Annotated in this window: 24 protein-coding genes, 1 tRNA gene and 1 riboswitch; of the genes, 16 read left to right on the plus strand and 9 right to left on the minus strand. The window is 73.0% G+C overall.

What is annotated here, in order from left to right:
• Positions 1 to 619: 619 nt before the first annotated feature.
• A tRNA-Arg gene (locus tag AB0881_RS33450) sits at positions 620 to 696 on the minus strand.
• Between the two features lie 113 nt (positions 697 to 809).
• Between AB0881_RS33450 and AB0881_RS33455 the strand changes: the two genes are divergently transcribed.
• Genes AB0881_RS33455 through AB0881_RS33465 form a run of 3 tightly spaced genes read left to right on the plus strand, consistent with a single transcriptional unit; the run spans position 810 to position 3,977 of the window.
• Positions 810 to 1,601, plus strand: coding sequence for an aminoglycoside phosphotransferase family protein (locus AB0881_RS33455; RefSeq protein ID WP_366623500.1), 792 nt, complete (start codon positions 810 to 812; stop codon positions 1,599 to 1,601).
• Entirely contained in the window at positions 1,585 to 2,493 is a 909-nt protein-coding gene (locus tag AB0881_RS33460) for a cobalamin biosynthesis protein (protein ID WP_366623502.1), read from the plus strand. Before AB0881_RS33455 ends, AB0881_RS33460 begins: the two co-directional genes overlap by 17 nt.
• Positions 2,490 to 3,977, plus strand: coding sequence for a cobyric acid synthase (locus tag AB0881_RS33465; RefSeq protein ID WP_366623504.1), 1,488 nt, complete (start codon positions 2,490 to 2,492; stop codon positions 3,975 to 3,977). The genes AB0881_RS33460 and AB0881_RS33465 overlap by 4 nt, the downstream gene beginning before the upstream one ends.
• Here AB0881_RS33465 and AB0881_RS33470 read toward each other — a convergent pair.
• Genes AB0881_RS33470 through AB0881_RS33485 form a run of 4 tightly spaced genes read right to left on the minus strand, consistent with a single transcriptional unit; the run spans position 3,967 to position 7,550 of the window.
• Positions 3,967 to 4,926: a glycine betaine ABC transporter substrate-binding protein gene (locus tag AB0881_RS33470; protein WP_366623506.1), complete on the minus strand. Its 960-nt coding sequence runs from the start codon at positions 4,924 to 4,926 to the stop codon at positions 3,967 to 3,969. The two genes, AB0881_RS33465 and AB0881_RS33470, sit on opposite strands and share 11 nt — an antisense overlap.
• Positions 4,926 to 5,717: an ABC transporter permease gene (locus tag AB0881_RS33475; protein WP_366623508.1), complete on the minus strand. Its 792-nt coding sequence runs from the start codon at positions 5,715 to 5,717 to the stop codon at positions 4,926 to 4,928. The genes AB0881_RS33470 and AB0881_RS33475 overlap by 1 nt, the downstream gene beginning before the upstream one ends.
• Positions 5,714 to 6,910, minus strand: a complete 1,197-nt coding sequence (locus AB0881_RS33480) for a betaine/proline/choline family ABC transporter ATP-binding protein (RefSeq protein WP_366623510.1) — start codon at positions 6,908 to 6,910, stop codon at positions 5,714 to 5,716. The genes AB0881_RS33475 and AB0881_RS33480 overlap by 4 nt, the downstream gene beginning before the upstream one ends.
• Positions 6,903 to 7,550, minus strand: coding sequence for an ABC transporter permease (locus tag AB0881_RS33485; protein WP_366623512.1), 648 nt, complete (start codon positions 7,548 to 7,550; stop codon positions 6,903 to 6,905). The genes AB0881_RS33480 and AB0881_RS33485 overlap by 8 nt, the downstream gene beginning before the upstream one ends.
• A 138-nt stretch (positions 7,551 to 7,688) precedes the next feature.
• Between AB0881_RS33485 and AB0881_RS33490 the strand changes: the two genes are divergently transcribed.
• From AB0881_RS33490 to AB0881_RS33540, 11 genes are all read left to right on the plus strand, one after another.
• Positions 7,689 to 8,363 carry a DUF1444 family protein gene (locus AB0881_RS33490; protein ID WP_366623513.1) on the plus strand — a complete coding sequence of 225 codons (675 nt, stop codon included), beginning with the start codon at positions 7,689 to 7,691 and terminating at the stop codon, positions 8,361 to 8,363.
• Positions 8,364 to 8,463: 100 nt separating this feature from the next.
• A complete protein-coding gene (locus AB0881_RS33495) occupies positions 8,464 to 10,050 on the plus strand; it encodes an ABC transporter substrate-binding protein (RefSeq protein WP_366623515.1) in 1,587 nt (528 codons plus the stop codon).
• Positions 10,051 to 10,054: 4 nt separating this feature from the next.
• On the plus strand, positions 10,055 to 11,050 hold the full coding sequence (locus AB0881_RS33500) for an ABC transporter permease (protein WP_366623517.1): 996 nt from the start codon (positions 10,055 to 10,057) through the stop codon (positions 11,048 to 11,050).
• Positions 11,037 to 11,957, plus strand: a complete 921-nt coding sequence (locus AB0881_RS33505) for an ABC transporter permease (RefSeq protein WP_366623519.1) — start codon at positions 11,037 to 11,039, stop codon at positions 11,955 to 11,957. The genes AB0881_RS33500 and AB0881_RS33505 overlap by 14 nt, the downstream gene beginning before the upstream one ends.
• Before the next feature lie 164 nt (positions 11,958 to 12,121).
• Positions 12,122 to 13,504 (plus strand): ATP-binding cassette domain-containing protein, encoded by a 1,383-nt coding sequence (locus AB0881_RS33510; protein WP_366623521.1) that lies wholly within the window; start codon positions 12,122 to 12,124, stop codon positions 13,502 to 13,504.
• A gap of 43 nt (positions 13,505 to 13,547) precedes the next feature.
• Complete coding sequence (locus tag AB0881_RS33515; protein WP_366623523.1) at positions 13,548 to 14,690, plus strand: amidase; 1,143 nt, start codon at positions 13,548 to 13,550, stop codon at positions 14,688 to 14,690.
• Positions 14,691 to 14,730: 40 nt separating this feature from the next.
• Positions 14,731 to 15,354: a LysE family translocator gene (locus AB0881_RS33520; protein ID WP_366623525.1), complete on the plus strand. Its 624-nt coding sequence runs from the start codon at positions 14,731 to 14,733 to the stop codon at positions 15,352 to 15,354.
• Between the two features lie 271 nt (positions 15,355 to 15,625).
• A complete protein-coding gene (locus AB0881_RS33525; protein WP_366623527.1) occupies positions 15,626 to 16,801 on the plus strand; it encodes a Cmx/CmrA family chloramphenicol efflux MFS transporter in 1,176 nt (391 codons plus the stop codon).
• 26 nt (positions 16,802 to 16,827) lie between these two features.
• Complete coding sequence (locus AB0881_RS33530; protein WP_366623529.1) at positions 16,828 to 17,322, plus strand: MerR family transcriptional regulator; 495 nt, start codon at positions 16,828 to 16,830, stop codon at positions 17,320 to 17,322.
• Entirely contained in the window at positions 17,204 to 17,518 is a 315-nt protein-coding gene (trxA, locus tag AB0881_RS33535; RefSeq protein ID WP_366623531.1) for a thioredoxin, read from the plus strand. The genes AB0881_RS33530 and trxA overlap by 119 nt, the downstream gene beginning before the upstream one ends.
• Before the next feature lie 52 nt (positions 17,519 to 17,570).
• Positions 17,571 to 18,170 (plus strand): NUDIX hydrolase, encoded by a 600-nt coding sequence (locus AB0881_RS33540; protein WP_366623533.1) that lies wholly within the window; start codon positions 17,571 to 17,573, stop codon positions 18,168 to 18,170.
• A 28-nt stretch (positions 18,171 to 18,198) separates the two neighbouring features.
• Here the strand turns inward: AB0881_RS33540 and AB0881_RS33545 are convergent, their stop codons facing one another.
• Together AB0881_RS33545 and AB0881_RS33550 are read right to left on the minus strand one after the other, a co-directional pair.
• Entirely contained in the window at positions 18,199 to 18,381 is a 183-nt protein-coding gene (locus tag AB0881_RS33545) for a DUF397 domain-containing protein (RefSeq protein WP_366623535.1), read from the minus strand.
• 47 nt (positions 18,382 to 18,428) lie between these two features.
• The gene (locus tag AB0881_RS33550) at positions 18,429 to 19,298 is read right to left on the minus strand and encodes a helix-turn-helix transcriptional regulator (RefSeq protein ID WP_366623537.1); all 870 of its coding nucleotides are present in this window, start codon (positions 19,296 to 19,298) and stop codon (positions 18,429 to 18,431) included.
• Between the two features lie 317 nt (positions 19,299 to 19,615).
• Between AB0881_RS33550 and AB0881_RS33555 the strand changes: the two genes are divergently transcribed.
• A complete protein-coding gene (locus AB0881_RS33555; RefSeq protein ID WP_366623539.1) occupies positions 19,616 to 20,062 on the plus strand; it encodes an ATP-binding protein in 447 nt (148 codons plus the stop codon).
• Between the two features lie 74 nt (positions 20,063 to 20,136).
• Here the strand turns inward: AB0881_RS33555 and AB0881_RS33560 are convergent, their stop codons facing one another.
• Positions 20,137 to 22,221, minus strand: a complete 2,085-nt coding sequence (locus AB0881_RS33560; RefSeq protein WP_366623541.1) for a hypothetical protein — start codon at positions 22,219 to 22,221, stop codon at positions 20,137 to 20,139.
• 91 nt (positions 22,222 to 22,312) lie between these two features.
• A complete protein-coding gene (locus AB0881_RS33565) occupies positions 22,313 to 22,792 on the minus strand; it encodes a general stress protein (RefSeq protein WP_366623543.1) in 480 nt (159 codons plus the stop codon).
• 141 nt (positions 22,793 to 22,933) lie between these two features.
• Here AB0881_RS33565 and AB0881_RS33570 point away from each other — a divergent pair, with 141 nt between their 5' ends.
• The gene (locus AB0881_RS33570; protein ID WP_366623545.1) at positions 22,934 to 23,542 is read left to right on the plus strand and encodes a hypothetical protein; all 609 of its coding nucleotides are present in this window, start codon (positions 22,934 to 22,936) and stop codon (positions 23,540 to 23,542) included.
• A 39-nt stretch (positions 23,543 to 23,581) separates the two neighbouring features.
• A riboswitch (cobalamin riboswitch) is annotated at positions 23,582 to 23,652 on the plus strand.
• Positions 23,653 to 23,672 lie beyond the last annotated feature (20 nt).

Below are 23,672 nucleotides of genomic sequence, written 5' to 3' on the forward strand. Positions count from 1 at the left end.
CCGGGCCGCCGGTCGGTGACCGGCGCCCACGCCGCACGCGCCGACCGGCGGAGCCGGGCGGCCGGTGTGGCGACGCGAGCGCCGCCGCCCCTTGACGCGTTCGGGACGGCCAAGGACGGGCGGCTGTTCTTCACCAGTGGGGGAGGGGACTTCTCCGGCTCGGCCTATGCCCAGGTGTGGAAGCGGGCGCGGGCTCTTGCGCTGTCTCCTGATCAGGTGGAGTCACCTTTGGCGGCTCGGCCGTACGACCTGCGGCATGCGGCCGTCTCGCTGTGGCTGAATGCGGGGGTGCATGCGCCGGAGGCGGCTGAACGGGCCGGTCATGGCGTGGACGTGATGTTGCGTGTGTACGCCAAGTGCATCGATGGTCAACGGGACGTGGCCAACCAGCGCATTGAGAGGCGTTGGCACCGTGAAGATCACGTTCCGTGGAAGGGCTCGGATGCGTCCGGGGCCCTTCGCTATTCGGGGGCTGACCTGCGCGGATGCCGGGCAGATCATTCCGCGTATATTCCGGGAACGGGTCCATCCGGCTGCATCCGTGGCGTCCGGCTGCATATCCGATCATGGCCAGGGCAGGGCGTTTGCCCAGCTCAACAGTCGTTTTGCTGGGGGAGGGTGGCGCGCCCAGAGGGATTCGAACCCCCGACCGTCGGTTTAGAAGACCGATGCTCTGTCCGGCTGAGCTATGGGCGCCTGCTGGGCCCTGAGTGTAGAGCGCGACCCGTGGTCTTCGCACGGGCGTATCCGGGGGCGGGTCGTGGGGAAGCGGCTCCGGTGGTGTCCGGGTTCTCATATCTTCTATAGCCGTGGCGGTGAATGTGGAGGTGCCGCTCTCCGGTGGGGACGTGACGGAGGGCGTTGTACGGGTGGGGGAGACCGTTCGGCGGCCGTTGGGGGCGCACAGTCCGGCGGTGCACGGGTTGCTGCGGCATCTGGAGAGTGTGGGGTTCGAAGGGGCGCCGCGGGTGCTGGGCATCGATGAGGCCGGGCGTGAGGTGCTGAGCTGGGTGCCGGGGGAGGCTCCTGGGCGGCCGTTGCCGGCGTATGCCGTGACGGACGAGGCGTTGGGTGGGGTTGCCGGGTTGTTGCGGCGGTTCCATGAGGCGGTCGCGTCTTATGAGGCGCCGGAGGGGGCGCCGTGGGATACGCAGGCTTCGGGGCTGGACGGGGAGCCGGAGATCATCGGGCACTGCGATGTGACGCCGGAGAACGTCGTCTTCCGGGGCGGGGTGCCGGTGGGGTTGATCGACTTTGATCTGGCGCGGCCGACGACGCGGTTGTACGACGTGGTGACCGCGCTGCGGCATTGGGCGCCGATCGCGGATCCGGCGGATCGGGACTGGCGGCTGGGTCAGGTCGATGTCGGGCGGCGGGTCCGGTTGTTCTGCGATGCCTACGGGCTGGGACAGGACGGGCGGCGGGAGGTGCTGCCTGCGGCTCGGCTGCGGTTCGAGCGGTCGTACGAGGCGATGCGGAAGAGGGCCGAGCAGGGTGGTGCGTGGGCGCGGATCTGGCGGTCGGGGGCGGGGCCGAGGATCCGGCGGGCGCAGGACTGGCTGGAGCGCAACTGGGACGAGATCGATGCTCGTCTCGTCTGACACCGGTAAGGGTTTGGTGCTGGGGGCGGCGCTGGATGCTCTCTTCGGTGATCCGAGGAGGGGGCATCCGGTCGCTGGGTTCGGTCGGGTGGCTGGTGCGTTGGAGAGGTGTTTGTACGCGGATTCGCGGGCTCGGGGGGTCGTCTTCGCGGGGGTGCTGGTGGGTGGTGCCGCGGGGGTGGGGGTTCTCGCGGAGCGTTTGGTCCGGTCTTCTGCGGTGGGGCGGGTCGGGGTGACCGCGCTGGCGACCTGGGCCGTGCTCGGCGGGACCTCTCTGGGGCGGGAGGGTACGGCGATGGCTCGGGAGCTGGAGGCGGGCGAGGTCGGGGCGGCGCGGGAGCGGCTGACGCATCTGTGCGCCCGGGATCCGGCCGGGCTGGGGGCCGGGGAGCTGGCTCGGGCGACCGTGGAGTCGGTGGCGGAGAACACGTCGGACGCGGCGGTGGCGCCGTTGGTGTGGGGCGCTGTGGCGGGTGTGCCGGGGCTGCTCGCCTACCGGGCCGTCAACACTCTGGACGCGATGGTCGGGTACCGCAGTGCGCGGTACCGGAACTTCGGGTGGGCGGCCGCCCGGCTGGACGATCTTGCCAATTGGGTGCCGGCGAGGGTGACGGGGCTGCTGGTCGCGGGGGTCGGCGGTGGAGAGGCGTGGACGATTTTGAGGAGGGACGGGGGCAAACATCCCAGTCCCAATGCCGGGCGGTGTGAGGCCGCTTTCGCCGGGGCGCTGGGGGTGCGGCTCGGCGGGGTCAACTCGTACGGCGGGGACGTGGAGGCGCGGCCCGAAATGGGGGACGGGTGGGCTCCCGAGGTCGGGGACGTGCGGCGGGCGGTGCGGCTCTCGCGGCTCGTGGCGGGTGCCGCGGCGGTGCTGGCGGGGGTCGCCAGGTGAAGGGGCTGCTGGTCGCGGGGACGACGTCCGACGCGGGCAAGAGCGTGGTCACGGCGGGGATCTGCCGGTGGCTGGCGCGGCAGGGGGTCAAGGTCGCCCCGTTCAAGGCGCAGAACATGTCGCTCAACTCGATGGTGACGAGCGACGGGGCGGAGATCGGCCGGGCGCAGTACATGCAGGCGCAGGCGGCGGGCGTGGAGCCCAGGGCGATCATGAATCCGGTGCTGCTGAAGCCGGGGAGCGACCGGCGCAGCCAGGTGGTGGTGCTGGGGCGGCCGGTGGCCGAGGTGGACGCGCTGGAGTACGGCGCGCACAAGGCCCGGCTGCGGGAGATCGTGAAGGAGAGCCTGGACGAGCTGGCGTCCGAGTACGACGTGGTGGTCTGCGAGGGCGCCGGAAGCCCGGCGGAGATCAATCTGCGGGCCGGGGACATCGTGAACATGGGCCTGGCCAGGGCGGCGGAGCTGCCGGTGGTCGTCGTCGGTGACATCGACCGCGGCGGCGTCTTCGCCTCCCTGTACGGGACGGTCGCGCTGCTGGAGGAGGCCGACCAGGCGCTGATCGCCGGGTTCGTGATCAACAAGTTCCGCGGGGCGCTGGAGCTGCTGGAGCCGGGGATCGACCGGCTGGCGGAGCTGACGGGGCGCCCGACGTACGGCGTTCTGCCGTGGAGGCTGGGGCTGTACCTGGACTCCGAGGACACGCTGGCCCTGGACGCGCCGCGCCCGGACGCCCAGGGCCCGTACGGGCGGGAGACCCTCAGGATCGCGGTGGTGAGGTTCCCGCGGATCTCCAATTTCACCGATCTCGACGCGCTGAACTGCGAGCCGGGCGTGGTGGTGCGGTACGCGGCGAGCGCGGGCGATCTGGCGGACGCGGACCTGGTCGTCCTGCCGGGGACGCGGGCGACCGTGGCCGATCTCGGCTGGCTGCGCGAGCGGGGGATGGCGGACGAGATCGTGCGGAGGGCCGGGGAGGGCAGGCCCGTCCTCGGCGTCTGCGGGGGGTTCCAGATGCTCGCCCGGCACATCGACGACGACGTGGAGTCGGGTGCGGGCGCGGTCGAGGGGCTGGGCCTGCTGCCGGCGCGGGTGGTCTTCCGGGACGAGAAGACGCTGGGCCGGCCGGCCGGGCGGGCCTACGGGGAGCCGGTGAGCGCGTACGAGATCCATCACGGCGTCGTGGACGTGGAGGGCGGGGAGCCGTTCCTGGACGGGTGCCGCCTGGACGCGGTGTGGGGCACCACCTGGCACGGGGCGATGGAGAACGACGGTTTCCGGCGCGCCTTCCTGGCCGATGTGGCGCGGTGGGCGGGGCGGGAGTTCGTTCCGGCTCCGGACGTGTCGTTCGCGGCGCTGCGGGAGCGGATGATGGACGCGGTCGGCGACCTGGTCGAGGAGCACCTGGACACGGGCGCGCTGTGGCGGCTGATCGAGGAGGGCGCGCCGCGCGGGCTGCGGGTGGTGCCGCCGGCTAGCGGATGAGGCCCTGCTCGCGCATCCAGTCGCGGGCGACGAAGACGGGGTCGCGGCCCTCGACGTCCACCTTGCTGTTGAGGTCGCGCAGGACGGTGGTGGTGAGCTTGGGCGCGATCTTCGCGAAGATGGCGGCGAGTTCGGGGTGGGCGCGCAGGACGGGTTCGCGGACGGTCACCGCGGGGTTGTAGTTCGGGAAGAACTTCTTGTCGTCGGCCAGGACCTGGAGGTCGAGCGACTGGATGCGGGCGTCGGTCTCGTACGCCTCCCCGAACATGCACTTGCCCTCGGCCGTGGTGTTGTAGACGACGCCGGCCGACATCTGGAAGATGTTGCCGGGCGGGACGGCCGTGCCGTAGGGGATGCCGTACGTCTTCAGCATCCCGCGCAGGCCGTCGTTCCGGGACGAGAACTCCGGTTCGACGCAGAAGGTGCGGGCGGCGACCGGGACCTTCGCCATGTCGGAGAGCGTGTTCAGCCCGTACTTCTGCTTGTTCTGCCGCGTGACCGTCATCGTGTACGTGTTGTTGCCGGGGGCGTACGGGGCGAGCCAGACGATGCGGTTCTTCTCCAGGTCCATCTTCCGCACGGCCTCGAACTGCTGTTTCGGGTCGGGCAGCGGGTCCTCCTGCCCGAGGTAGTTGATCCAGCCGGTGCCGGTGTACTCCCAGGCGATGTCGTTCTCGCCGCCGGTGACCGACCGCCGGGACGTGATGCTGCCCTGGACGTTGGTGTGGTCCTCCACCTCGGCGCCGGCGGCCGTCAGGGCGAGTACGGCGATCTTGCCGAGGATGAGCTGCTCGGTGAACTCCTTCGAGGTGACCCGGAACGTGGCGTCCTCGAACGAGGGGATCGGCTGGATGCCGGCGGGTTCGACGGCCGGGATGAACGCGGAGGCCGGCTTCAGGCCGCAGCCGGTGAGGAGCAGGAGGGTGGAGAGCAGGGCCAGGCGCTTCATCAGAGACCTTTCGGCGCCAGTAGGCGGGTGGCGATGCCGCCGAGCCAGTCGATCAGGAGGGCGAGCAGGGCGACGAGGATGCAGCCGGTGAGCAGGACGGGCGTGCGCTGGGTGGAGATCCCGGTGGTGACGAGGTCGCCGAGCCCGCCGCCGCTGATGAACGAGGCGATGGTGGCGGTGCCGACCATGAGGACCAGGGTGGTGCGGATCCCGGCGAGGATGACGGGGACGGCCAGGGGGAACTCGACCCGCCACAGGACGGAGCGCGCGGACATCCCGATGCCGCGGCCGGCGTCCACCAGGGCGGGGTCGACCTGCTGGAGGCCGACGAGGGTGTTGCGGAGGGCGGGGAGCACGCCGTACGCGACGAGGGCGACGATGGCCGTCCAGAAGCCGATGCCCCAGGTGACGGCGAGCAGGACGAGGACGCCGATCGCGGGGGCGGACTGGCCGATGTTCGCGAGCGCCAGGACGAACGGGGTGGCGGGGCGCGCCCAGCGGCGGCTCAGCAGGACGCCCAGCGGGACGGCGATCAGCAGGACCAGCAGGGTGGCGACGGCGGTGAGCTCGATGTGCTGCCAGATCTTGCCGAACACGTACCGGGGGCCGAGGCTGCGCTCCTCCATGCTGTCGAGGTCGGAGTTCCACACGTACAGCAGCCAGGCGGCGCCGATGGCGAGGATGGCGAGCGGTTCGAGCAGGGCGCGCCAGGTGCGCCCGCCGGTGGGGGCGTGCAGGTCGGCGGACGAGCGCTCGACGGTCTCCGCGGTCTCGGTGGTTTCGGCGGTCATGGGCGGGCCGTCCGGCGGCGGGTGCGTTCCTTCATGTCCTTGATCGCGTTCTGCAGGGTGGCGAGGGTGACGGTGCCGCGGTAGACGTTGCGGGGCCCGACGACGGGGACCCAGTCCTGCTCGATCTGGATCAGCGCCTCCAGTGCCTGCTGGAGGGTGATGCGGGCGCGGATGGGGGCGGCGGTGGCGTCGCCGCGCTCGCCGACCGGCCCGGTGACGCCGTCGAGGTCGTCGAGGGTGATCCAGCGCAGCGGGCGGCGCGCCTCGTCCAGGACGATGCCGAACGAGCCGTTGTCCGACTCCTCGATCCGGGCCCGCACGGCGGCGGCGTCCTCGCCGGCGCGGACCTCGGGGATCTCGTCGAGCGGGACGTCGGCGACGCGGCTGAACTTCAGCAGCTTCATCGCCTGGCCGCCGCCGAGGAACTGCTCGACGTACTCGTCGGCGGGGTTCAGCAGGATCTCCTGCGGGGTGGCGTACTGCGCGATCCGGGAGCCCTGGCCGAGGATCGCGATCCGGTCGCCGAGCTTGAGCGCCTCGTCCACGTCGTGGGTGACGAACACGATCGTCTTGCCGAGCTCCTCCTGGAGCTGGAGCAGCTCGTCCTGGAGGCGCTCGCGGGTGATCGGGTCGAGGGCGCCGAACGGCTCGTCCATGAGCATCGCGGGCGGGTCGGCGGCGAGGGCGCGGGCGACGCCGACGCGCTGCTGCTGGCCGCCGGACAGCTCGCGCGGGTAGCGGTCGCGGTACGTGGCGGGGTCGAGGTCGACGAGGCGGAGCAGCTCGTCGGTGCGGTCGGCGATGCGCTTCTTGTCCCAGCCGAGCATCTGAGGGACGAGGCCGATGTTGGTGCCGACGGTCATGTGCGGGAAGAGCCCGGCGTTCTGGATCACGTAGCCGATGTGCCGGCGCAGCTCGTTGGGGTCGATGTCGAGGGCGTTCTGCCCGGCCACGATGATCGTCCCGGCGGTGGGCTCGATCAGCCGGTTGATCAACCGCATCGTGGTGGTCTTGCCGCTGCCGGACGGGCCGAGCAGGACGACGATCTCGCCGCTCGGGATCGTCATCGTGATGTCGTCCACGGCCGGCGTCTTCTGGCCGGGGAACCGCTTGGTGACGTTGATCAGCTCGATGCCGCCGCTGCCGCCCGCCTCGGCGGTGGCGGTGGTGGAGGTGTCGGGGGTCTCATGCACGGATGCCTCGCGGGGTGGTCAGCCTGCCGATCAGCAGGTAGCAGGCGTCGAAGAGCAGGGCCAGGAGGATGACGCCGAGGGTGCCGGCGAGGGTCATGTTGACGGCGTTGGCGCCGCCGAGCCGGGCCAGGCCGGAGAAGATCTGCTCGCCCAGCCCGGGGCCGGAGGCGTACGCGGCGATCGCGCCGATGCCCATCGCCAGCTGCGTGGCCACCCGGACGCCGGTGAGGACGACCGGCCAGGCCAGCGGCAGCTGCACGCGCAGCAGGATCATGCGCCGGCTCATCCCGATGCCGCGCGCCGCGTCCACCAGCGCCGGGTCGACGCCGTTCAGGCCGACGATGGTGTTGCGGAGGATCGGCAGCAGCGAGTACAGCGTGAGCGCGACCACGCTGGGCGCCACGCCGAGGCCGAGCGGGGTGATGAGCAGGCCGAGCAGGGCCAGCGCCGGGATCGTGAAGATCACTCCGGCGGTGCCGGTGGCGAGCGCGGCGGCCCGCGGGCTGCGGTACACCGCGACCCCGATCAGCAGGCCGATCACCAGCGCGGCCAGCACGCACTGGAAGACCATGCTCGCGTGCTGCCACGCCTCGAAGGTCAGCAGCTCGCGCCGGTCGGCCAGGTATTCCCAGAAGTTCACACGGACCTCCGGAGTCACAGGTACCCAGAACGGCGGGAATGATCACATCGCGGCGCGGCGAGGCTTGCGGGAGTCCGGGGCGCCCGTCCCGGTAGTGTGACTCGCTCGGAACCTCACCGGCCTCAGGAGGATCGTCCCGTGACCGAGCCGCGGACCAGTCTCATCGTGCCGCTGATGAAGGCGCGGGTGCCGGCCGAGGTGCAGCTGGAGTTCCCGCTGCCCCCGCAGGAGGAGCCGGTGCGCGACCCGTTCACCGGCGACCTGTACGTGACCTACGCGCTGGAGCTGCCCGCCGAGGCGGGGGCGGGCGGCGCGCTGCGGCCCGAGCCGGGCGGCCGGCGGTACGAGCACGTCGCGCGGCGGCACTGCCAGGAGCTCGGGATCGCGCCCGAGGAGCTGCGCCGCACCGCCGTGATCAATCTCCGCAACCTCCGTCCCGACCTGCGGATGAGCTGGTACCCGGACGCCCGCGCGGTGACCGTCTCGCTGGGCGGCGCGGAGCCGTCCAGGGGCGGCGGGCTGGAGGCGGGCCTGCTGCTGGACGAGGGTTTCCTCGAGAAGGTGGCGCAGGACGTCGAGGGCGATCTGGTGGTGGCGGCCCCGGCGCGGGACGTCTTCGTCGCCTCCGGCACGGGCCATCCCGACGGGATCGGGAAGCTGCGCTGGGCCGTGGAGCGGGTGTGGTCGGAGGAGCGGCCCGAGGACGAGGCCGGCGGCGACGGCGAGCCCGCCTGGGACGTGCCGGCCGGCCAGTTGCTGACCCGCGACCTGCTGGTGTGGCGCGAGGGGCAGTGGAGCGTCCTGCCCGCCTGACCCGCCCGTCTCTTCCCATCTGACGGGACACCGGTGACGAATGCCCCGTTCCGGGACGGCTATAGTCACTTGTTGCGAATAACTTGCAACTAGGAGACTTATGCGTAAGCCCGCCCTCGTCATCGGCGCGCTCGCCACCGCGAGCGCCCTGCTGGCCTCCGCCACCGCGTGCGGGGCCGGCAGAGCCGCGGACTCCCGCGACGGCGGAACGTTCACGTACGCCATCGGGGACGAGCCGGAGACGCTCAACCCGGCCCTCCAGGACGAGCACACCGACCCGGTGACCGAGCTCGTCTTCCGCGGGCTGACCCGGCACGACGCCGCGAACAAGGTGGTGCCGGGGCTGGCCGAGTCCTGGGACGTCTCCAAGGACGGGAAGGACTACACGTTCACGCTCCGGTCCGGCCTGACATGGCACGACGGCAAGCCGCTGACCTCCCGGGACGTGAAGTTCACCATCGACGCGGTCAAGGCCGCGGCGGCCGACGCGCCGCGCTCGCGCAACTTCGAGTCGGTCGAGTCGGTGGAGACGCCCGACGCCACGACGGTGAAGGTGGAGCTGAGCGAGCCGTTCGCGCCGCTGCTGGACGCGCTGTCGATGGGGCTGCTGCCCGAGCACGCGCTCAAGGGCAAGAAGATCACCGACGCGGCGTTCGGGCAGAGCCCGGTGGGGGCGGGGCCGTTCAGGCTGACGACGTTCAAGCCGGGGCAGTACGCCGAGCTGGAGGCGTTCGGCGGCTACTACGAGGGCGCGCCCAAGCTGCCGAAGATCGTGATCAAGTACGTGCCGGACGACACCGCGCGGCTGATCCAGCTCAAGAACGGCGAGGTCGACGGCGCCCACGTCCAGCCGCAGCAGGCCGCCAAGGCCGGGGACGTCGGCGGGGTCCGGCTGGAGACCTACCCGACGGCCGACTACCGGGCCCTGATGCTCAACTTCAAGAAGCTGCCCGTCTTCGCCGACAAGCGGATCCGGCAGGCCATGAACTTCGCGATCGACCGCGACGCGTTCGTCAAGAGCGTCCTGCTCGGGCACGGCAGCCCGGCGACCGGGCCGCTGGACGAGAGCCCGTACAAGGCCGCGGGCGCGGCGCCGTTCACGCACGACGCCGCCAAGGTGGACGAGCTGATGAAGGCCGCCGGGTACGCCGAGAACGGCCAGGGGCTGTGGGCGAAGGGCGGCAAGACCGTCCGGTTCGAGCTGAGCACGTTCGCCGAGGACTCCTCGCGCGTCGCCATCCTCAACGTGGCCGCCACGCAGCTCAAGGCGCGGGGCTTCGACGTCGTCCCCAACCCGCGGCCGCGCGACTGGGTCCGCAAGAACTGGGGCGAGCTGGAGGCGTTCGTGGTCGGCTGGGGCACGCCGTACGACCCCGACACCTCCGTGTACGGGCCGTTCCACTCCTCTGAGGCGCTCGCCAACGGCGGCTCCAACTACGGCACGTACAGCAACCCGGACGTCGACAAGGCGCTCGACGCGGCGCGCCGGACGTCCGACCCGGAGAAGCGCAAGGCGCTGTACGGCGACTTCCAGAAGGCGCTGGCCGAGGACCCGCCGTTCGTGTGGATCTCGTACCTGCACACGTCCAACGCCGTCCCGGACGGGCTGAAGGGCCCGCAGCGGCGCACCCTGGGCCACCACGGCTACGGCTTCTTCTGGAACGCCGAGAAGTGGTCCTGGTCCTGATCCGTTGATCGCACGGTTCCTGATCAGGCGGGCGGCGACGGCCCTGGCGGTCGTCGCCGCCCTCTCGGCGCTCTGCTTCGTGCTCCTGGACGTCGCGCCGGGCAGCCCGGCCGCGTCGATCCTGGAGGCCCGCTCGGGCGGCCGACCCGCCACGCCCGCCGCCGTCGAGCGGCTGGAGCGCGAGATGGGCCTGCACGACCCGCTGCCGGTCCGCTACGGGCGCTGGGTCGCGGGCGCGGCCCGCGGCGACTTCGGCGACTCGTACGGCACCGGCCGGCCGGTCGGCGAGGTCCTCGCCGACACCGCCCCGTGGACGCTCCTGCTGACGGCCGCCGCCGTGCTGCTCAGCGTCGCCGGCGCGATCGCCGTGGGGCTGGCCGCCGCCCTGACCCGGCGGGCCTGGCTGCGGCGCGGCATCCAGACGGCGCTGTTCGCGCTGGGCGGGATGCCCGGCTTCGTGTCGGCGCTGCTGCTGATGTGGATCTTCTCGGCGTGGCTCCAGGTGCTGCCGTCCGGCGGGCTGAACCGGCCCGGCGAGCCGGTCACGGCCGGGGTCCTCGCGGCGCATCTGGTGCTGCCCGCGCTGGCGCTGGCGTTCGGGCACCACTTCGGCACGTACGCGCGGCTGGTGGAGACGGGCGTCGGCCGGCTGCGGTCGGCGCCGCACGTCGAGAACGCGCGGGCGCGCGGGCTGTCGCGGTGGACCGTGACGGTACGGCACCTGATGCGGCCGGGGCTGGTGCCGTTCACGGCGCGGCTCGGCGTCGGGGTCGGCGGGCTGATCGCCGGCGCCTACGCCACCGAGATGATCTTCTCCTGGCCGGGGATCGGCCGGCAGGCGGTGCTCGCCGCCCGCGAGCAGGACTACCCGGTGCTGACCGCGGTCGTCCTGGTCACCGGGGTGATCGTGGTGCTGGCCAACCTGCTCGGCGACCTCGCCGTCGCCTGGCTCGACCCGCGCGTCCGCCTGACCGGGAAGGCCCGGCATGCCCATCACTGAGACCCGGCTCGCCAGGACGGGCCGTACCGGTTCCGGTGGCGGCGTCCCCTTCTCGGGGGAGGGGACGCCGCCGCCGGCCCCGCGCGGGCTGCTGGCCGTCCGGCTGCCCGCCCGGCGCCCCGGCGTGTGGGCGGCCGCGCTGCTGCTGGCGGCGTTCGCGCTGGCGGCGCTGCTCGCGCCGGTGCTGACCCGGTACGACCCGATCGCCACCGACACCCTCGCGACCAGCCTGCCGCCCGGCTCGCCCGGCCACCCGCTGGGCACCGACCAGCTCGGCCGCGACCTGCTGGCCCGGATCCTGTACGGGGCGCGCACCTCGCTGATCGTCGGGATCGTCGCCGCCGCGATCACCGTCGCGGCCGGGGTGCTGCTCGGCGGGCTGGCGGCGGCCGGTCCGCGCTGGCTGGACGAGGCGATCTCGCGCGTCGCCGACGTGCTGCTGTCGCTGCCGATGCTGGTCGTGGTGCTGGCGCTGGCGGCGGTCGCGGGCCCGTCCCTCGGCACCGTGATCCTCGCCGTCGCCGCGACCGCCTGGATGCCCGTCGCGCTGGTCACCCGCGCCGAGCTGATCAGCCTGCGGGAGCGGCCGTACGTGCGCGCCGCGCACGCGCTCGGCCTGTCCCGCGGCCGGGTGCTGGTCCGGCACCTGCTGCCCGGCGCGCTGCCGCCGGTCGCGTCGATCGCCGCGTTCGAGGTCGGGCACGCGATCCTCACCGAGTCCACGCTCAGCTTCCTCGGCCTGGGCGTACCGCCGAACCGGCCGAGCTGGGGCAACCTGCTCACCGAGGCGCAGGCGCACCTGCTGACCGGCGAGTGGTACACGGTCGCGTTCCCGGCCGCCTGCGTCGTCGCCACCATCCTGGCCGTGAACGTCCTCGCCTCCACGATCTCCGGAGAGACCCGATGACCCCGGGGGGTGCGGGGGGCGGAGCCCCCTGCCCCGGAGTGGGTGCCTGGAGCGAGGAACGAGCGGAGGGCGCCCGCGCCGGGCGCGGGGGGTGTGGGGGGTCGTCCCCCCACAAGGCACTGGAGATCGTGGATCTCGCGGTCACGGTGCCTGGTGGGCGGCGGGTGGTGGACGGGCTTTCGCTGGCCGTTCCGGACGGGAGGATCGTCGCGCTGGCGGGGGCCAGCGGCAGCGGCAAGAGCCTGACCGCGCGGTCGGTCGTCCGGCTGCACGACCCGTCCGTGCGGGTGGAGGGGACCATCAGGGTCGGCGGGCTCGACGTGATGGGGATGGGGCGCCGGGAGCTGCGCCGGGTCCGGGGCCGCCGGGTCGGGTACGCGTTCCAGGACGCCTCCGCGGCGCTCAACCCGACGCTCACGATCGGCCGGCATCTCGCCGAGACCGTCCGGGCGCACGGCGCGGGCGACCCGCGCGAGCTGGGGGCGGGCGCGCTGGAGCGGTGCGGGCTGGACCCTGAGCAGGTGTGGGAGGCGCGGCCGTACGAGCTGTCGGGCGGCCAGGTGCAGCGGGCCGCGCTCGCGGTCGCGACCGTGCTGGAGCCGGAGCTGCTGATCGCCGACGAGGTGACGACCGCGCTCGACCCGGAGACGCAGGCGGAGGTGCTCGACACGATCCGCGCGCAGGGCCGGGCGGTGCTGCTGATCACCCACGATCTGGCGGTCGCGGGGCGCTGGGCGGACGAGATCGCGATCCTGGCGGAGGGGCGGATCGTCGAGCAGGGGCCGAGCGGGCGGGTCCTGGACGAGCCGGAGCACCCGTTCACCCGGGACCTGGTCGCCGCCGCCCGTCTGGACGCCCCGTTCGAGCCGGGGGAGCCGGCCGGGGAGCCGGTGCGGTCGCTGCGCGGCGTCCGGCGCGTCCTGCACGGGCGGGGCCGGACGACGCTCGCGCTGGACGGCGTCGACCTCGACGTCCGGGCCGGGGAGTCGGTCGCGGTCGTCGGCCGCAGCGGGTCCGGGAAGTCCACGCTGGTGGGCGTGCTCGCGGGGCTGGACCGTCCCGAGGCGGGCCGGGTGCTCGCCGGCGAGCGGGACGTGTGGGGCCTGCGGGACCGCGAGCGGCGGGCCCTGCGGCGCGAGGCGGGGCTGGTGTTCCAGGACGCGCAGGCGTCGTTCGACCCCCGCTACACCGTGGAGCGCGTCGTGGCGGAGGCGCTGGGAGGCCGCGAGGGCGTCGCGGAGCTGCTGGAGCGCGTCGGCCTGGACCCGGCGCTGGCCGGGCGGCACCCGTCGACGCTGTCGGGCGGTGAGCGGCAGCGGGTCGCGCTCGCCCGCGCGCTGGCGTCCCGCCCCCGGATCCTGCTCGCCGACGAGCCCACGACCGGCCTGGACGTCCTGGCGCAGGAGCGCATCCTGGACCTGCTCGCCCGGCTGCGCCGCGAGGAGGGGCTGGCGATCGTCTTCGTCACCCACGACCCCCGGGTGGCGCGGCGGATCGCCGATCGGGTGATCACCCTGGATGCCGGTACGGTGCTGTCGAGCGGCTGAGGGAGGCGTGTTGGACGAGCGGGTGCCAGGTCCCATCTGGAGGGTGACCGGCGGGCCTCTGGCGAAGGGCGCCCCGGACGGGCCCCTCGCCGGTGTGCGGGTCGCGGTGAAGGACCTGTTCGCGGTCGCGGGGCAGCGGATCGGGGCGGGGAACCCCGACTGGCTGGCCGAGGCCCCGGTCGAGGAGCGCAACGCCTGGGCCGTCCAGGCACTGCTCGACGCGGGAGCGGACGTCGCGGGCATCGCCCAGACCGACGAGCTGGCGTTCAGCCTCAACGGCACCAACAAGCACTACGGGACGCCGCCCAACGGCGCCGCGCCCGGCCGCATCACGGGCGGCTCCAGCAACGGGCCCGCGTCGGCGGTCTCGCTGGGGCTCGCGGACCTCGGCCTGGGGACGGACACGGCCGGGTCCGTGCGCGTCCCGTCCTCGCACTGCGGCCTCTACGGGCTGCGGCCGACGCACGGGGCCGTGCGTTCGGACGGGCTGCTGGACCTGGCGCGCTCGTTCGACACGATCGGCTGGTTCGCGCGGGACCCGGGACTCCTGGAACGGGCCGGCGACGTGTTGCTGCCCCCAGGCGACCCCGACCTGCCGCTGTCTTTCGCCGTCGCCGACGACGTCGTGGAACTGGCCGAGCCCGAGACGCGCGAGTCGTTCGAGGCGGCCTGCGCGGCCTTCGGCCCCGTGCGCCGGATCGGGTCGCTGATGGGCGGGCGGCTGGAGGAGTGGTTCGCGGCGTTCCGGAACGTCCAGGCGGACGAGGCGTGGAAGCGGCACGGCGCGTGGATCGAGGCCCATCCCGGCTCGCTCGGCTACGGCGTGACCAAGCGGTTCGCCCTGGGACGCGACCTCAAGCCGGGCGAGGCCGAGGCGGGGCGGGAGGTCCTGGAGGAGGCGCGGGCCGTCCTGCACGGGGCCGTTCCCCCGGGGACCGTGTTGCTGCTGCCCGCCGCGACGGCGCCCGCACCGCCCGTGGACCTGGACGCGGAGACGATGGACGCGTACCGCTTCCGCACGCTCCGCCTCACCTGCTTCGCCTCGATCGCGGGCCTGCCCGCCGTCGTGATGCCCAGGCTCCGGGTCGCCGGCCTCCCGGTCGGCCTGTGCGCCATCGGCGGCCGGGGCACGGACCGCTCCCTCCTCCGCCTGGCCGCCGCACCTTCGCACCGAGGCCCCGAATAACCGGGTGCGGTCGGGAACGGCACCGGCCTAGTGTCGCGGGATGGTGTCTCTGGAGCGGTTGCTGGGCTTTTCGGCGATGGCGCTGGCCATCATCCTGATCCCGGGCCCGACCGTCCTGTTCGTGGTCGGCCGGGCCCTCGCCCACGGCCGCCGTACGGCGCTGGCGAGCGTCCTGGGCAACACGCTCGGCGCCCTGGTCCTCACCGCCGCGGTCGCCCTCGGCATCGGCTCGATCGTCGAACGCTCGGTGGTGGTCTTCACCGCCCTCAAGCTGATCGGCGCCGCGTACCTCGTCTACCTGGGCGTCCAGGCGTTCCGGCACCGCCGCATCGCGTTCGAGGAACGGGACGCCCCGCGCAACCGCGCCCTCCGGCAGGGCTTCGTCGTCGGCGTCACCAACCCCAAGACCGCCGTGTTCTTCGCCGCCGTGCTCCCGCAGTTCGTCGACCCGAGCAGCGGGCACGCCGCCCTGCAGATGCTCGTGTTCGGGCTGGTCTTCGGCCTGATCGCCCTGCTCTGCGACAGCCTGTGGGGCCTGGCGGCCGGCACCGCCCGCACCTGGCTCACCGGCTCGCCCCGCCGCCTCGCCGCGATCGGCGGCACCGGCGGCCTGATGATGATCGGCCTCGGCGTGACCGTCGCCGCCACCGGCCGCAAGGACTGACGGAACGGGCGGCGGCACCGAAAACGATTGGACGGCCCCCGCACGCCGTGGGCTAGGCTGCGCGGCATGTCCAGCCCCGAGGCGTCAAGACTCTAGCCACCGGCCATCCGGTGGCGCCCCGCCGCGCGGTCCGATGAGGCCGCGCCGCGCCGGGCTGCGACGACCCCACCGGATCTCCGGAGTACGGGCCCTTTCCACCCTGTGACCGGGCGCGCCCTCGCGCCGCCCGGCGGGTTCCGGCGCGCTCGCGCCGCTCTCATGGAGTCTTCCTGTGCCTCTCGTGCTCTACCTGCTCGCGCTCGCCGTCTTCGCGCAAGGGACGTCGGAGTTCATGCTCGCGGGCCTCCTCCCCGGCATCGCCGCCGACCTCGGCGTCTCCATCTCCGCCGCCGGCTCGCTGACCTCGGCGTTCGCCGTCGGGATGATCATCGGCGCGCCGCTGATGGCGGCCGCCGCCGCGCGCTGGTCGCGGCGGAACGCGCTGCTGGCGTTCCTGACCGTCTTCCTCGTCGTCCACGTCATCGGGGCGCTCACCAGCAGCTACCCGGTCCTGCTCGGCACCCGGATCGTCGGGGCCCTGGCCGACGCCGGGTTCCTGGCCGTCGCGATGGTCACGGCGGCCGCCCTTGTCCCCCCGAACGCCAAGGGGCGTGCCACGTCCGTCCTGCTCGCGGGCACCACCCTCGCCTGCGTCGTGGGCGTCCCGGGCGGCGCGCTCCTCGGCCAGCTGTGGGGCTGGCGGTCGGCGTTCTGGGCCGTCGCGCTCGTCTCGGTCCCGGCCATCCTGGCGATCCTGCGTGCCGTACCGGACGACGCCGGCGGGCCCGTCCCGAACCCGCGCGAGGAGTTCGGGGCGCTGCGCGAGCCGCGCCTCCTGGTGACGCTGCTCCTGGGCGCCCTGGTGAACGGGGCGACGTTCTGCGCGTTCACGTACTTCACGCCCGTGTTCACCGAGGTCGCCGGCCTCGGTGAGGCGTGGGTGCCGGCGCTGCTGGCGCTCTTCGGGCTCGGATCGTTCCTCGGCGTCTCGGCGGCGGGGCGCGTCGCGGACGTACGGCCCGTGCCTCTCCTGGTCGCGGGCGGCGCGGCCCTGCTGGCCGGCTGGGCGGCGTTCGCGCTGCTCGCCGCGCAGCCCGCGGTGACGATCGCGCTCGTGCTCGTCCAGGGCACCCTGTCGTTCGCGGTCGGCTCCACGCTGATCGCGCAGGCCCTGTACGCGGCGGCGGGCGCCCCGGCGCTCGCCGGCGGGTTCGCCACGGCCGCGTTCAACGTGGGCGCCGCCGTGGGGCCGTGGGCGGGCGGCGCCGCCATCGCCGCGGGCCTGGGGCACCGCTCGCCGCTGTGGGTCAGCACCGGCCTGATCGCGCTCGCCCTACTGGCTGCCGGGACCGTCCGGATGAAAACGGGACCGATCCGGCTTGACCTTGTCACCGGCGTCAAGGAATAGCGTCGCGGACGGATCAGGGAGGGGCGATGCGGATCGGGGAACTGGCCGAGCGGGCCGGGGTGAGCACGCGGGCGCTGCGCTACTACGAGGAGCACGGGCTGATCTCCGCGCGGCGCGAGTCCAATGGCTACCGGCGGTACGCCGAGTCGGACGTCCGCCTCGTCCAGCAGATCCGCTCGCTGCTGGCGGCGGGCTTCACCCTGGAGGACACCCGCCCGTTCGTGGAGTGCCTGCGCGCGGGCCGCGAGGTCGGCGAGGCCTGCCCGGAACCGGTGGCCGTCTACCGGCGCAAGCTGGCCGAGATCGACGCGGAGATCCGCACCCTGATCGCGCAACGGGCCGAAGTGGCCGAGCAGCTGGCGCGCGCCTGCCCCGGCTGCGTCCTGTCCCGGGAGGGAAGAAATGATCACACTGACCACGGAGAACTTCGACGAGCGGGTGCTCCGCGGCGACAGGCCGGTACTCGTCGACTTCTGGGCCGAGTGGTGCCCGCCGTGCAAGATGATCGCGCCGGTCCTTGAGCGGCTGGAGTCCGAACTCGGCGACCGCCTCACCATCGGCAAGCTCAACGGCGACGACCACCCGGAGATCGTCGCCCGGTACGGCGTGATGGGCTTCCCGACCCTCAACCTCTACAAGGACGGCCAGGTCGTCCAGCAGATCATCGGCGCGAAGCCCAAGCGCCTCCTGCTGGCCGACCTGGAGCCCCACGTCTGATCCCGCGGGGCGGGGCGCCGGCCGCGGCGTCCCGCCTGCGAGGATCGTCGCCATGAAGCTGGACGTGGACGTCCCCGCCGACGGCCGCCGCCACCAGTACTGCTGGGGCTGCCGCGCCGAGACCGTCGCCCCGCACCACGGCGCCGCCGGATTCACCTGCGCGACCTGCGGCCGGGAGTACGGCCGCTCGCTGGTCGTCGACCCGGCGCTGGACTGGTGGACCGACCCGTCCGGCGAGTACTGGCACCGCACCGCGGGCGTCTTCGTCCGCCGCGCCGACGGCCGCTACCTCTTCTTCGAGCGCGTCTTCTTCCCGCTGGAATGGACGGTCCCCGCCGGCCACATCGACACGGGCGAGGACCCTGCGCACGCCGCGTCCCGCGAACTCCGCGAGGAGGTCGGCCTGTCCGCGCCCCCGTCCGACCTCGTCCCCCTGGACGTCACCGACATCCCGGGCGACTCCTGCTGGCGCGGCTCCGACGCCCACCGATGGCACCCTTACCTGCTGAACGTCCCCCTGGAGACGACCGCCGAGGTCCTCGAAGAGGGCCGCGACCCGCGCTGGCTGACCCCGTCCGAGGCCCTGTCGCGCCCCCTGACGTTCCCCGTACGAACCCTCCTGGAACGCCACGCCACCACGACCCTGACCTGAGGACCTGAACAGCCCGTGCACCCTGCCGCTAGGGGAGGTCGAGCGCCCCTGCCTTGATCCGGCGGACGAACTCGCTCCACGCCCGCGCACCGAACGCGAGCACCGGCCCGTCCGGATCCTTGGAATCCCGTGCGAGGCACGTCCGGTCGAACGCGGCCATCTCGACGCAGCTCCCGGCCTCGTTGCTCCGGCGGCTCTTCCGCCACCCCACATCCGGCCGCCCGGCAACGGTGATGACACGAGGTTCGTGTGACAGATTCATGTGCATTCCTGGACCTTCCGAATGATCAAGGTGCGGGATTGCTCCGGGTCGAGGGCCTTTGCCCGTAGATGGTCGAAGACGTCATTGTAACGAGTGACCTGGTCGCGTTCCTCTAGGTAGAGGGCGCTGGTCGGCGATTCGAGGTAGGCCACGTCAAGATCGAGCGATTCGGGGAAACCGAGGATCTCGAACGGCCCGTCCATCGCCGGGTGGAGGCCCGCGGAGAAGGGGAGGACCTGCACGGTGACCGCGGGCAGTTCCATTCGCTCGACGATGTGGGTGAGTTGGGCCTTCATCAGGGCGGTGCTGCCGGGCGGGCGCATCAGTACCGCCTCGTTCATGATTGCCCAGTAGGTGGTGGCGTTCGGCCCCTCGAGCCGCTGTTGCCGCTGCTCGCGGAGTGTCGTCATCCGGTCGATCGTCTCAGCGGACCGCACGGCCGGTGACGTACGAAGAAGCCCTTGGTGGTAGTCCTGCGTCTGCAGGAGGCCCGGGACGAGTTCGGGCTGGTACGTGCGGATGCTGGTCGCCTCCGTCTCCAGGCCGAGGAACGGCTCGAACCATTCGGGGACGGCGTCGCCGTACGTGTGCCACCAGCCCTTCCGGCGGGCGTCCCGGGCGAGTTGGAGGACCGCGTCCGTCTCCTGCTGGTGCTCGGGGCCGACCAGGCCGTAGTGCACCAGGAGGGCCCTGACGTCCGGGATGCGGACCGGGATGTTGCCCCGTTCCATCTTGATCTGTTTGGACTCCGACCAGTCCATCGCCTGTGCCACCTCGGCCTGGGTGAAGCCCGCGTCCTCGCGCAGCCGGCGCAACTTCTGGACGAGCAGGCGGTGCCGGACGGTCGCCGGGGTGGCAGCAGCCATGGGGGGTTCGTTCCTCTCTGGAGGTGAATGGGCGAAAGGCCGTAGCTTCCTCGGAGAATTTTCCAGGTGGAAGGCCTTGTGATTACCATGTGCTTATAGGAAGCTACATTCTGTTGCTCAACTCCGCGTTGAACGATAGCTGGAACCGCCACGGAGAACCGCGTGGTCGGTGCACGTTCCCCCCGGTGCATCGGCCGCGCGGGGCCGTTCCGCCGCGGAGCCGCGCGACGGGTCGGTCAGAGCGGCAGGAGAGGGTGAGGCGGATGTGGGGTTCGGCCGTAGGGCAACAGAAGAACGCGGGAACTCTTCCGTGGGCGGTGCAGGTGTGGCGGCTCTCGCCGCGGCGGGCCGAGCGCCGGGCGCGGGACATCGTCCGTGAACTGCTCGTGCGGGCGGGCATCGGCGCCGAGGCGGTGGCGGACATGGAGCTGGTGATCGCCGAGCTGGCCACGAACGGGGTGCGGCACTCGCGGCCCCCGTACGAGCTGCGCGTCCTCTTCGCCGGTGCCGAGCGCCGTCCGATCTGGTGCGAACTCGCCGACGCCGATCCCTGCCTGGGCCGCGTCCCCGACCTGCTCCGCGAGCCGAGTCAGCCGCCGCCGGGGGACGACCTCGACGCCGTCATCGACTCCCTCGGCCTGGGCGGGCGCGGCCTCTCCCTCGTACGTGGCCTGACCGCGGGCCATTGTACGACGTACACCACCCCCACGTGCAGCCGTCCGGGGCTGGGCAAGGCGATCGGGTTCGCCCTTCCCTGCGCCTGAGGCGAGGAGGACGCGGGAACCCGCCGGCCGTGCGGCGACCGGCCGGCGGGCGGCGGGCGGGTGGCCTCGGCCGTTCACCCCGTCGCGGTCTCGGCGGGTGGTTCGAGCCAGGCGTCGGCGACGCGGTCGGCGATGGTGATCATCGCGCCGGGTTCCCACAGGTCGGCGACCTGGGGCGGGAGGGCGTTGGCGAAGAGGTCCAGGCGGTGGTCGCGGGTGAGGTCGATGAGTTCGGCTCGGGCGCGCTCGGCCTCGTCCGATCCGAGTCCGAGGACGTTCCGGGTGTGCTCGCCGGGCCACGGGGCGCCGTCGGCCTCCTGGAACGTCGCCAGGACCAGGGCGGCGGCGGCTTCGCCGATGCCGACGCGTTCGGCCAGGCGGGTGGCCGCCGCCGGGTCCCAGGGGACGGGGCCGCGTTCGGTGATCAGGCCGGCGAGTGCGCGCAGGCGGTTCGCCTCGCTCCAGCCGCAGGCCAGGTCGGTTCTCTGGATGACGTTCCGGCCGTCCAGCGGGCTGCCGTCGCCGGTTCGCAGCTCTAGGAAGTGATTCTCGTCGCGGGTCTTGTAGAGGACCATCACGGCGGTGCCGTGCTCGTTCTGGACGACGCGCTCCTGCGTCGCCGCGACACTCGCGCGCAGCCGGGCCGCCGGGTCGGCGAACGGGGTCCGCGACCACACGTCCAGGAGGAGCAGGAGCCGCCGGCGGTGGATCTCCGGAGTGCAGGACGACGCCGCGCGCAGTGCCACGGCGCCCATCCGCCCGGTGAGCCGGTACAGGCCCGTGAGGAAGTTCTCGATCCGTACGGGCAGGGTGGGGTCGCGGAGCAGCGCCGCGATCACCTCGATGCGGTACAGGTCGCCCCGGACCGGCGACCAGGGCGGGTTGGTCTCATGCAGTCCCGCCAGTGAGGCGGTGACGTGGCGGTCGTCGAGCGGATGGGGGACGGGGCCGTCCGGGCCGGCGGGGAGCGGGAGGTGCGGGCGCAGCGCGGGGACCGTCCACACCCCGGGCATGCGGCTGTGGTCGAGATTGGCGGTCGCCGCCGCGCGCAGCAGGGGCCCGAAGGACGGGTCGGCCGCCGTGGCGGGGAGGTCCTCCTCGTCGCCGCGCCACATGAGCCAGTGGTCCAGGGCCAGGCCCGCGTGCGGGCCTGGAGGGGCGACGGGGACTCCGCCGGCCAGGCACGCCTCCAGGATCCGGAGGTCGATCCCGTACGACCCGTCGGTTCCGTGCAGGTGGACGGGAACGCCGTCCGCGACGAGCCTGGCGCTCATGCGCGGGATTAGTGCGAGCAGTTCCGGCGGCAGGGGCCGGAGGACGCGGTCCCTGCGCCGCCGGGTCGTGTCGTTCAGGCGGGGGTGCTGGACGGTGCGCGACAGCCAGGCCGCGGCGGCGCCCGCAGGCCGCGCCTCCGGTACGGCCGTACTGCACACGGCCTCCAGCGCGCCGCACTCGTCCAGGAAGTCCAGCCACCAGCCGTCGATGTGGTCGGCGTAGGGGAAGAGGTCGAGCAGTCGCTCCTGGAAGCGCGGTGAGTCCCGCGCGACGCGCACCAGCGTGGGGCGCCATGTCTTCCAGAGGCCGAGGGGGAACTGCCGGACCGCGGGCTCCGGCAGGCGCTCGAACAGGCGGCGGTGCTCGGCGAGTTCATCGCGGGCGGCGGCCTTGGCCAGCGCCGACATCTGGCGGGGAAGCCGCGGCCAGGGGGACCGGCCCGCGTCCGCGCGGCGGGCCGCCACCTCGGCGAGGCAGTCGAGCGCCTGGTCCGGCGGGAACGACTCGCTCAGCCGCGCCGCGAAGGGGGCGATGTCCTTGGCGCCCAGTTCCACGGCTCCGGCGGCCAGCTCGCCGGCGGCCTGCTCGAAGAACACCGGCAGATGCGGGGACGGCAGGCCGCGCGCCGCCGCCTGGTAGATCGGCACCGCGTCGTGCGGTTCCGCGCCGGAGGCCGCGGCGCAGGCGCCGGACGCGGCGAGGGCCGCCTCGGCGTCGCCGGGGTGATGGACCAGCGCCCAGGCCGGATAGGCGCGCGTCTCCAGCACCTGCGGCGGTATCGGGGCGACGGGCCGTCCCTGCCGGTCGCGGCATTCCAGTACACCCTCGGCCAGGCGCAGTTCGTGGTCGCCGGTGGCCGGGACCCAGCGCGTCTCCCGCGGCATGCAGTCCACCCGTTCCCGAAGCCGGAATGATCAGTTGGTGACCATATAGCGCGAGTCGGACACGCGGGAGCCGTTCGAGCGGGCCGCCGGGTCAGTCCTCGCGCCAGGAGAGCTTGATCAGGCGGTTCTTGGCGTCCTCCGCGACCTCGGGGTCGGCGACGACGTCGTAGCTGGCGGCGACGATCTGGCTGCGGGACGCGAAGTCGCGGGTGCCGCCGGTCATGGAGTGGGCGATGAAGCCGAAGACGCCGCCGAAGACCGCGCCGAAGACGATGCCGCCGATCAGCAGCGGGATGACGGCGGAGTGGTTGACCGTGAAGAACGTCAGCAGCAGGCCGACGAGGAGGCCGAACCAGGCGCCGCTGCCCGCGCCCGCGAGGGCGGCCTTGCCCCTGGTCACGCGGCCGAGGACGGTCTCGACCATGCGCAGGTCGGAACCGATGATGGCCGTGTGCTCGACCGGGAAGTGTTCGTCGGAGAGGAAGTCGACGGCGCGCTGCGCGCCGGCGTAGGTGCGGTACGAACCCACGATCGGGCGGTCGGTTATGGGCGGGATGGCGTGCATTGACATTGGGTCCCCCTTTATGGCGCTGGTGCCGTTACCGCTCTGATTACCCGTGGTTTCCGGAGACGCACCTGTACCGGGAAGGATGATCCCGTCGATTCGCCGCTCCTTGATCGTTTCGCCACGTAACGTACGTTCCGGGCGGTCGTGCTGGGGAGGGTGTGGGCGATGGGCGTGCTGCGCAGGATCTTGATCGGGACCGGCGGGCGGCAGGAGACCGGGCCGTTCGAGCGGATGACGCCGAGGGCGCTGACCAAGGGCGCCAAGGAGGCGATGGCGGACCTGCGGGCACGGCTGGACGCGGGGGTGCCCGACGGGCCGGCGAGGGCGCAGGCCGTCACGTGCCTGGAGACGGCCGACACGGTCCTGCGGGAGTTCGTTCACCGGGGGAAGAACGTCTACTACGGCGGATGGGGCGAGTACTTCCTGGTGATCGTGCTGTGCCGGACGGGGCGGACGGCGCTGGAGACCGGCGTCCCCGTGGACGGGACGGCGCCGTACTGCTGGCACGACCCCCTGCACGGGCAGGCCGCCGGAAGCCTGGAACTGGAGATGGACGGGGAGGCGAGGCCCCGGCCGCTGTGCGGGGACTGCCTGGAGGAGGCGCGGGCGGAGAAGGCGCCTCGGGAGCGCGTGCTGCGGCTGCCCTACATCAACGGCGGCTGGACCACGTACCTGGGATCCACGTACTTCGACGAGCGGCGCGGCCTCGACCATCTGCTGCGCCGCGTGGAGGAGCGCAGGCGAGCGCGCTGAGGGGGACGGCACGGCTACGATGGCCGGGCGACGGCGGGCGAGGAATCCGGTGCGAATCCGGAGCTGTCCCGCAACTGTGACCGGGCCGAGGGCCCGGGAGTCAGGAACTCCGCGCCGCCGCTGACCTCAT

Source organism: Spirillospora sp. NPDC029432 (genome assembly GCF_040703975.1).
Classification (GTDB): Bacteria; Actinomycetota; Actinomycetes; order Streptosporangiales; family Streptosporangiaceae; genus Spirillospora.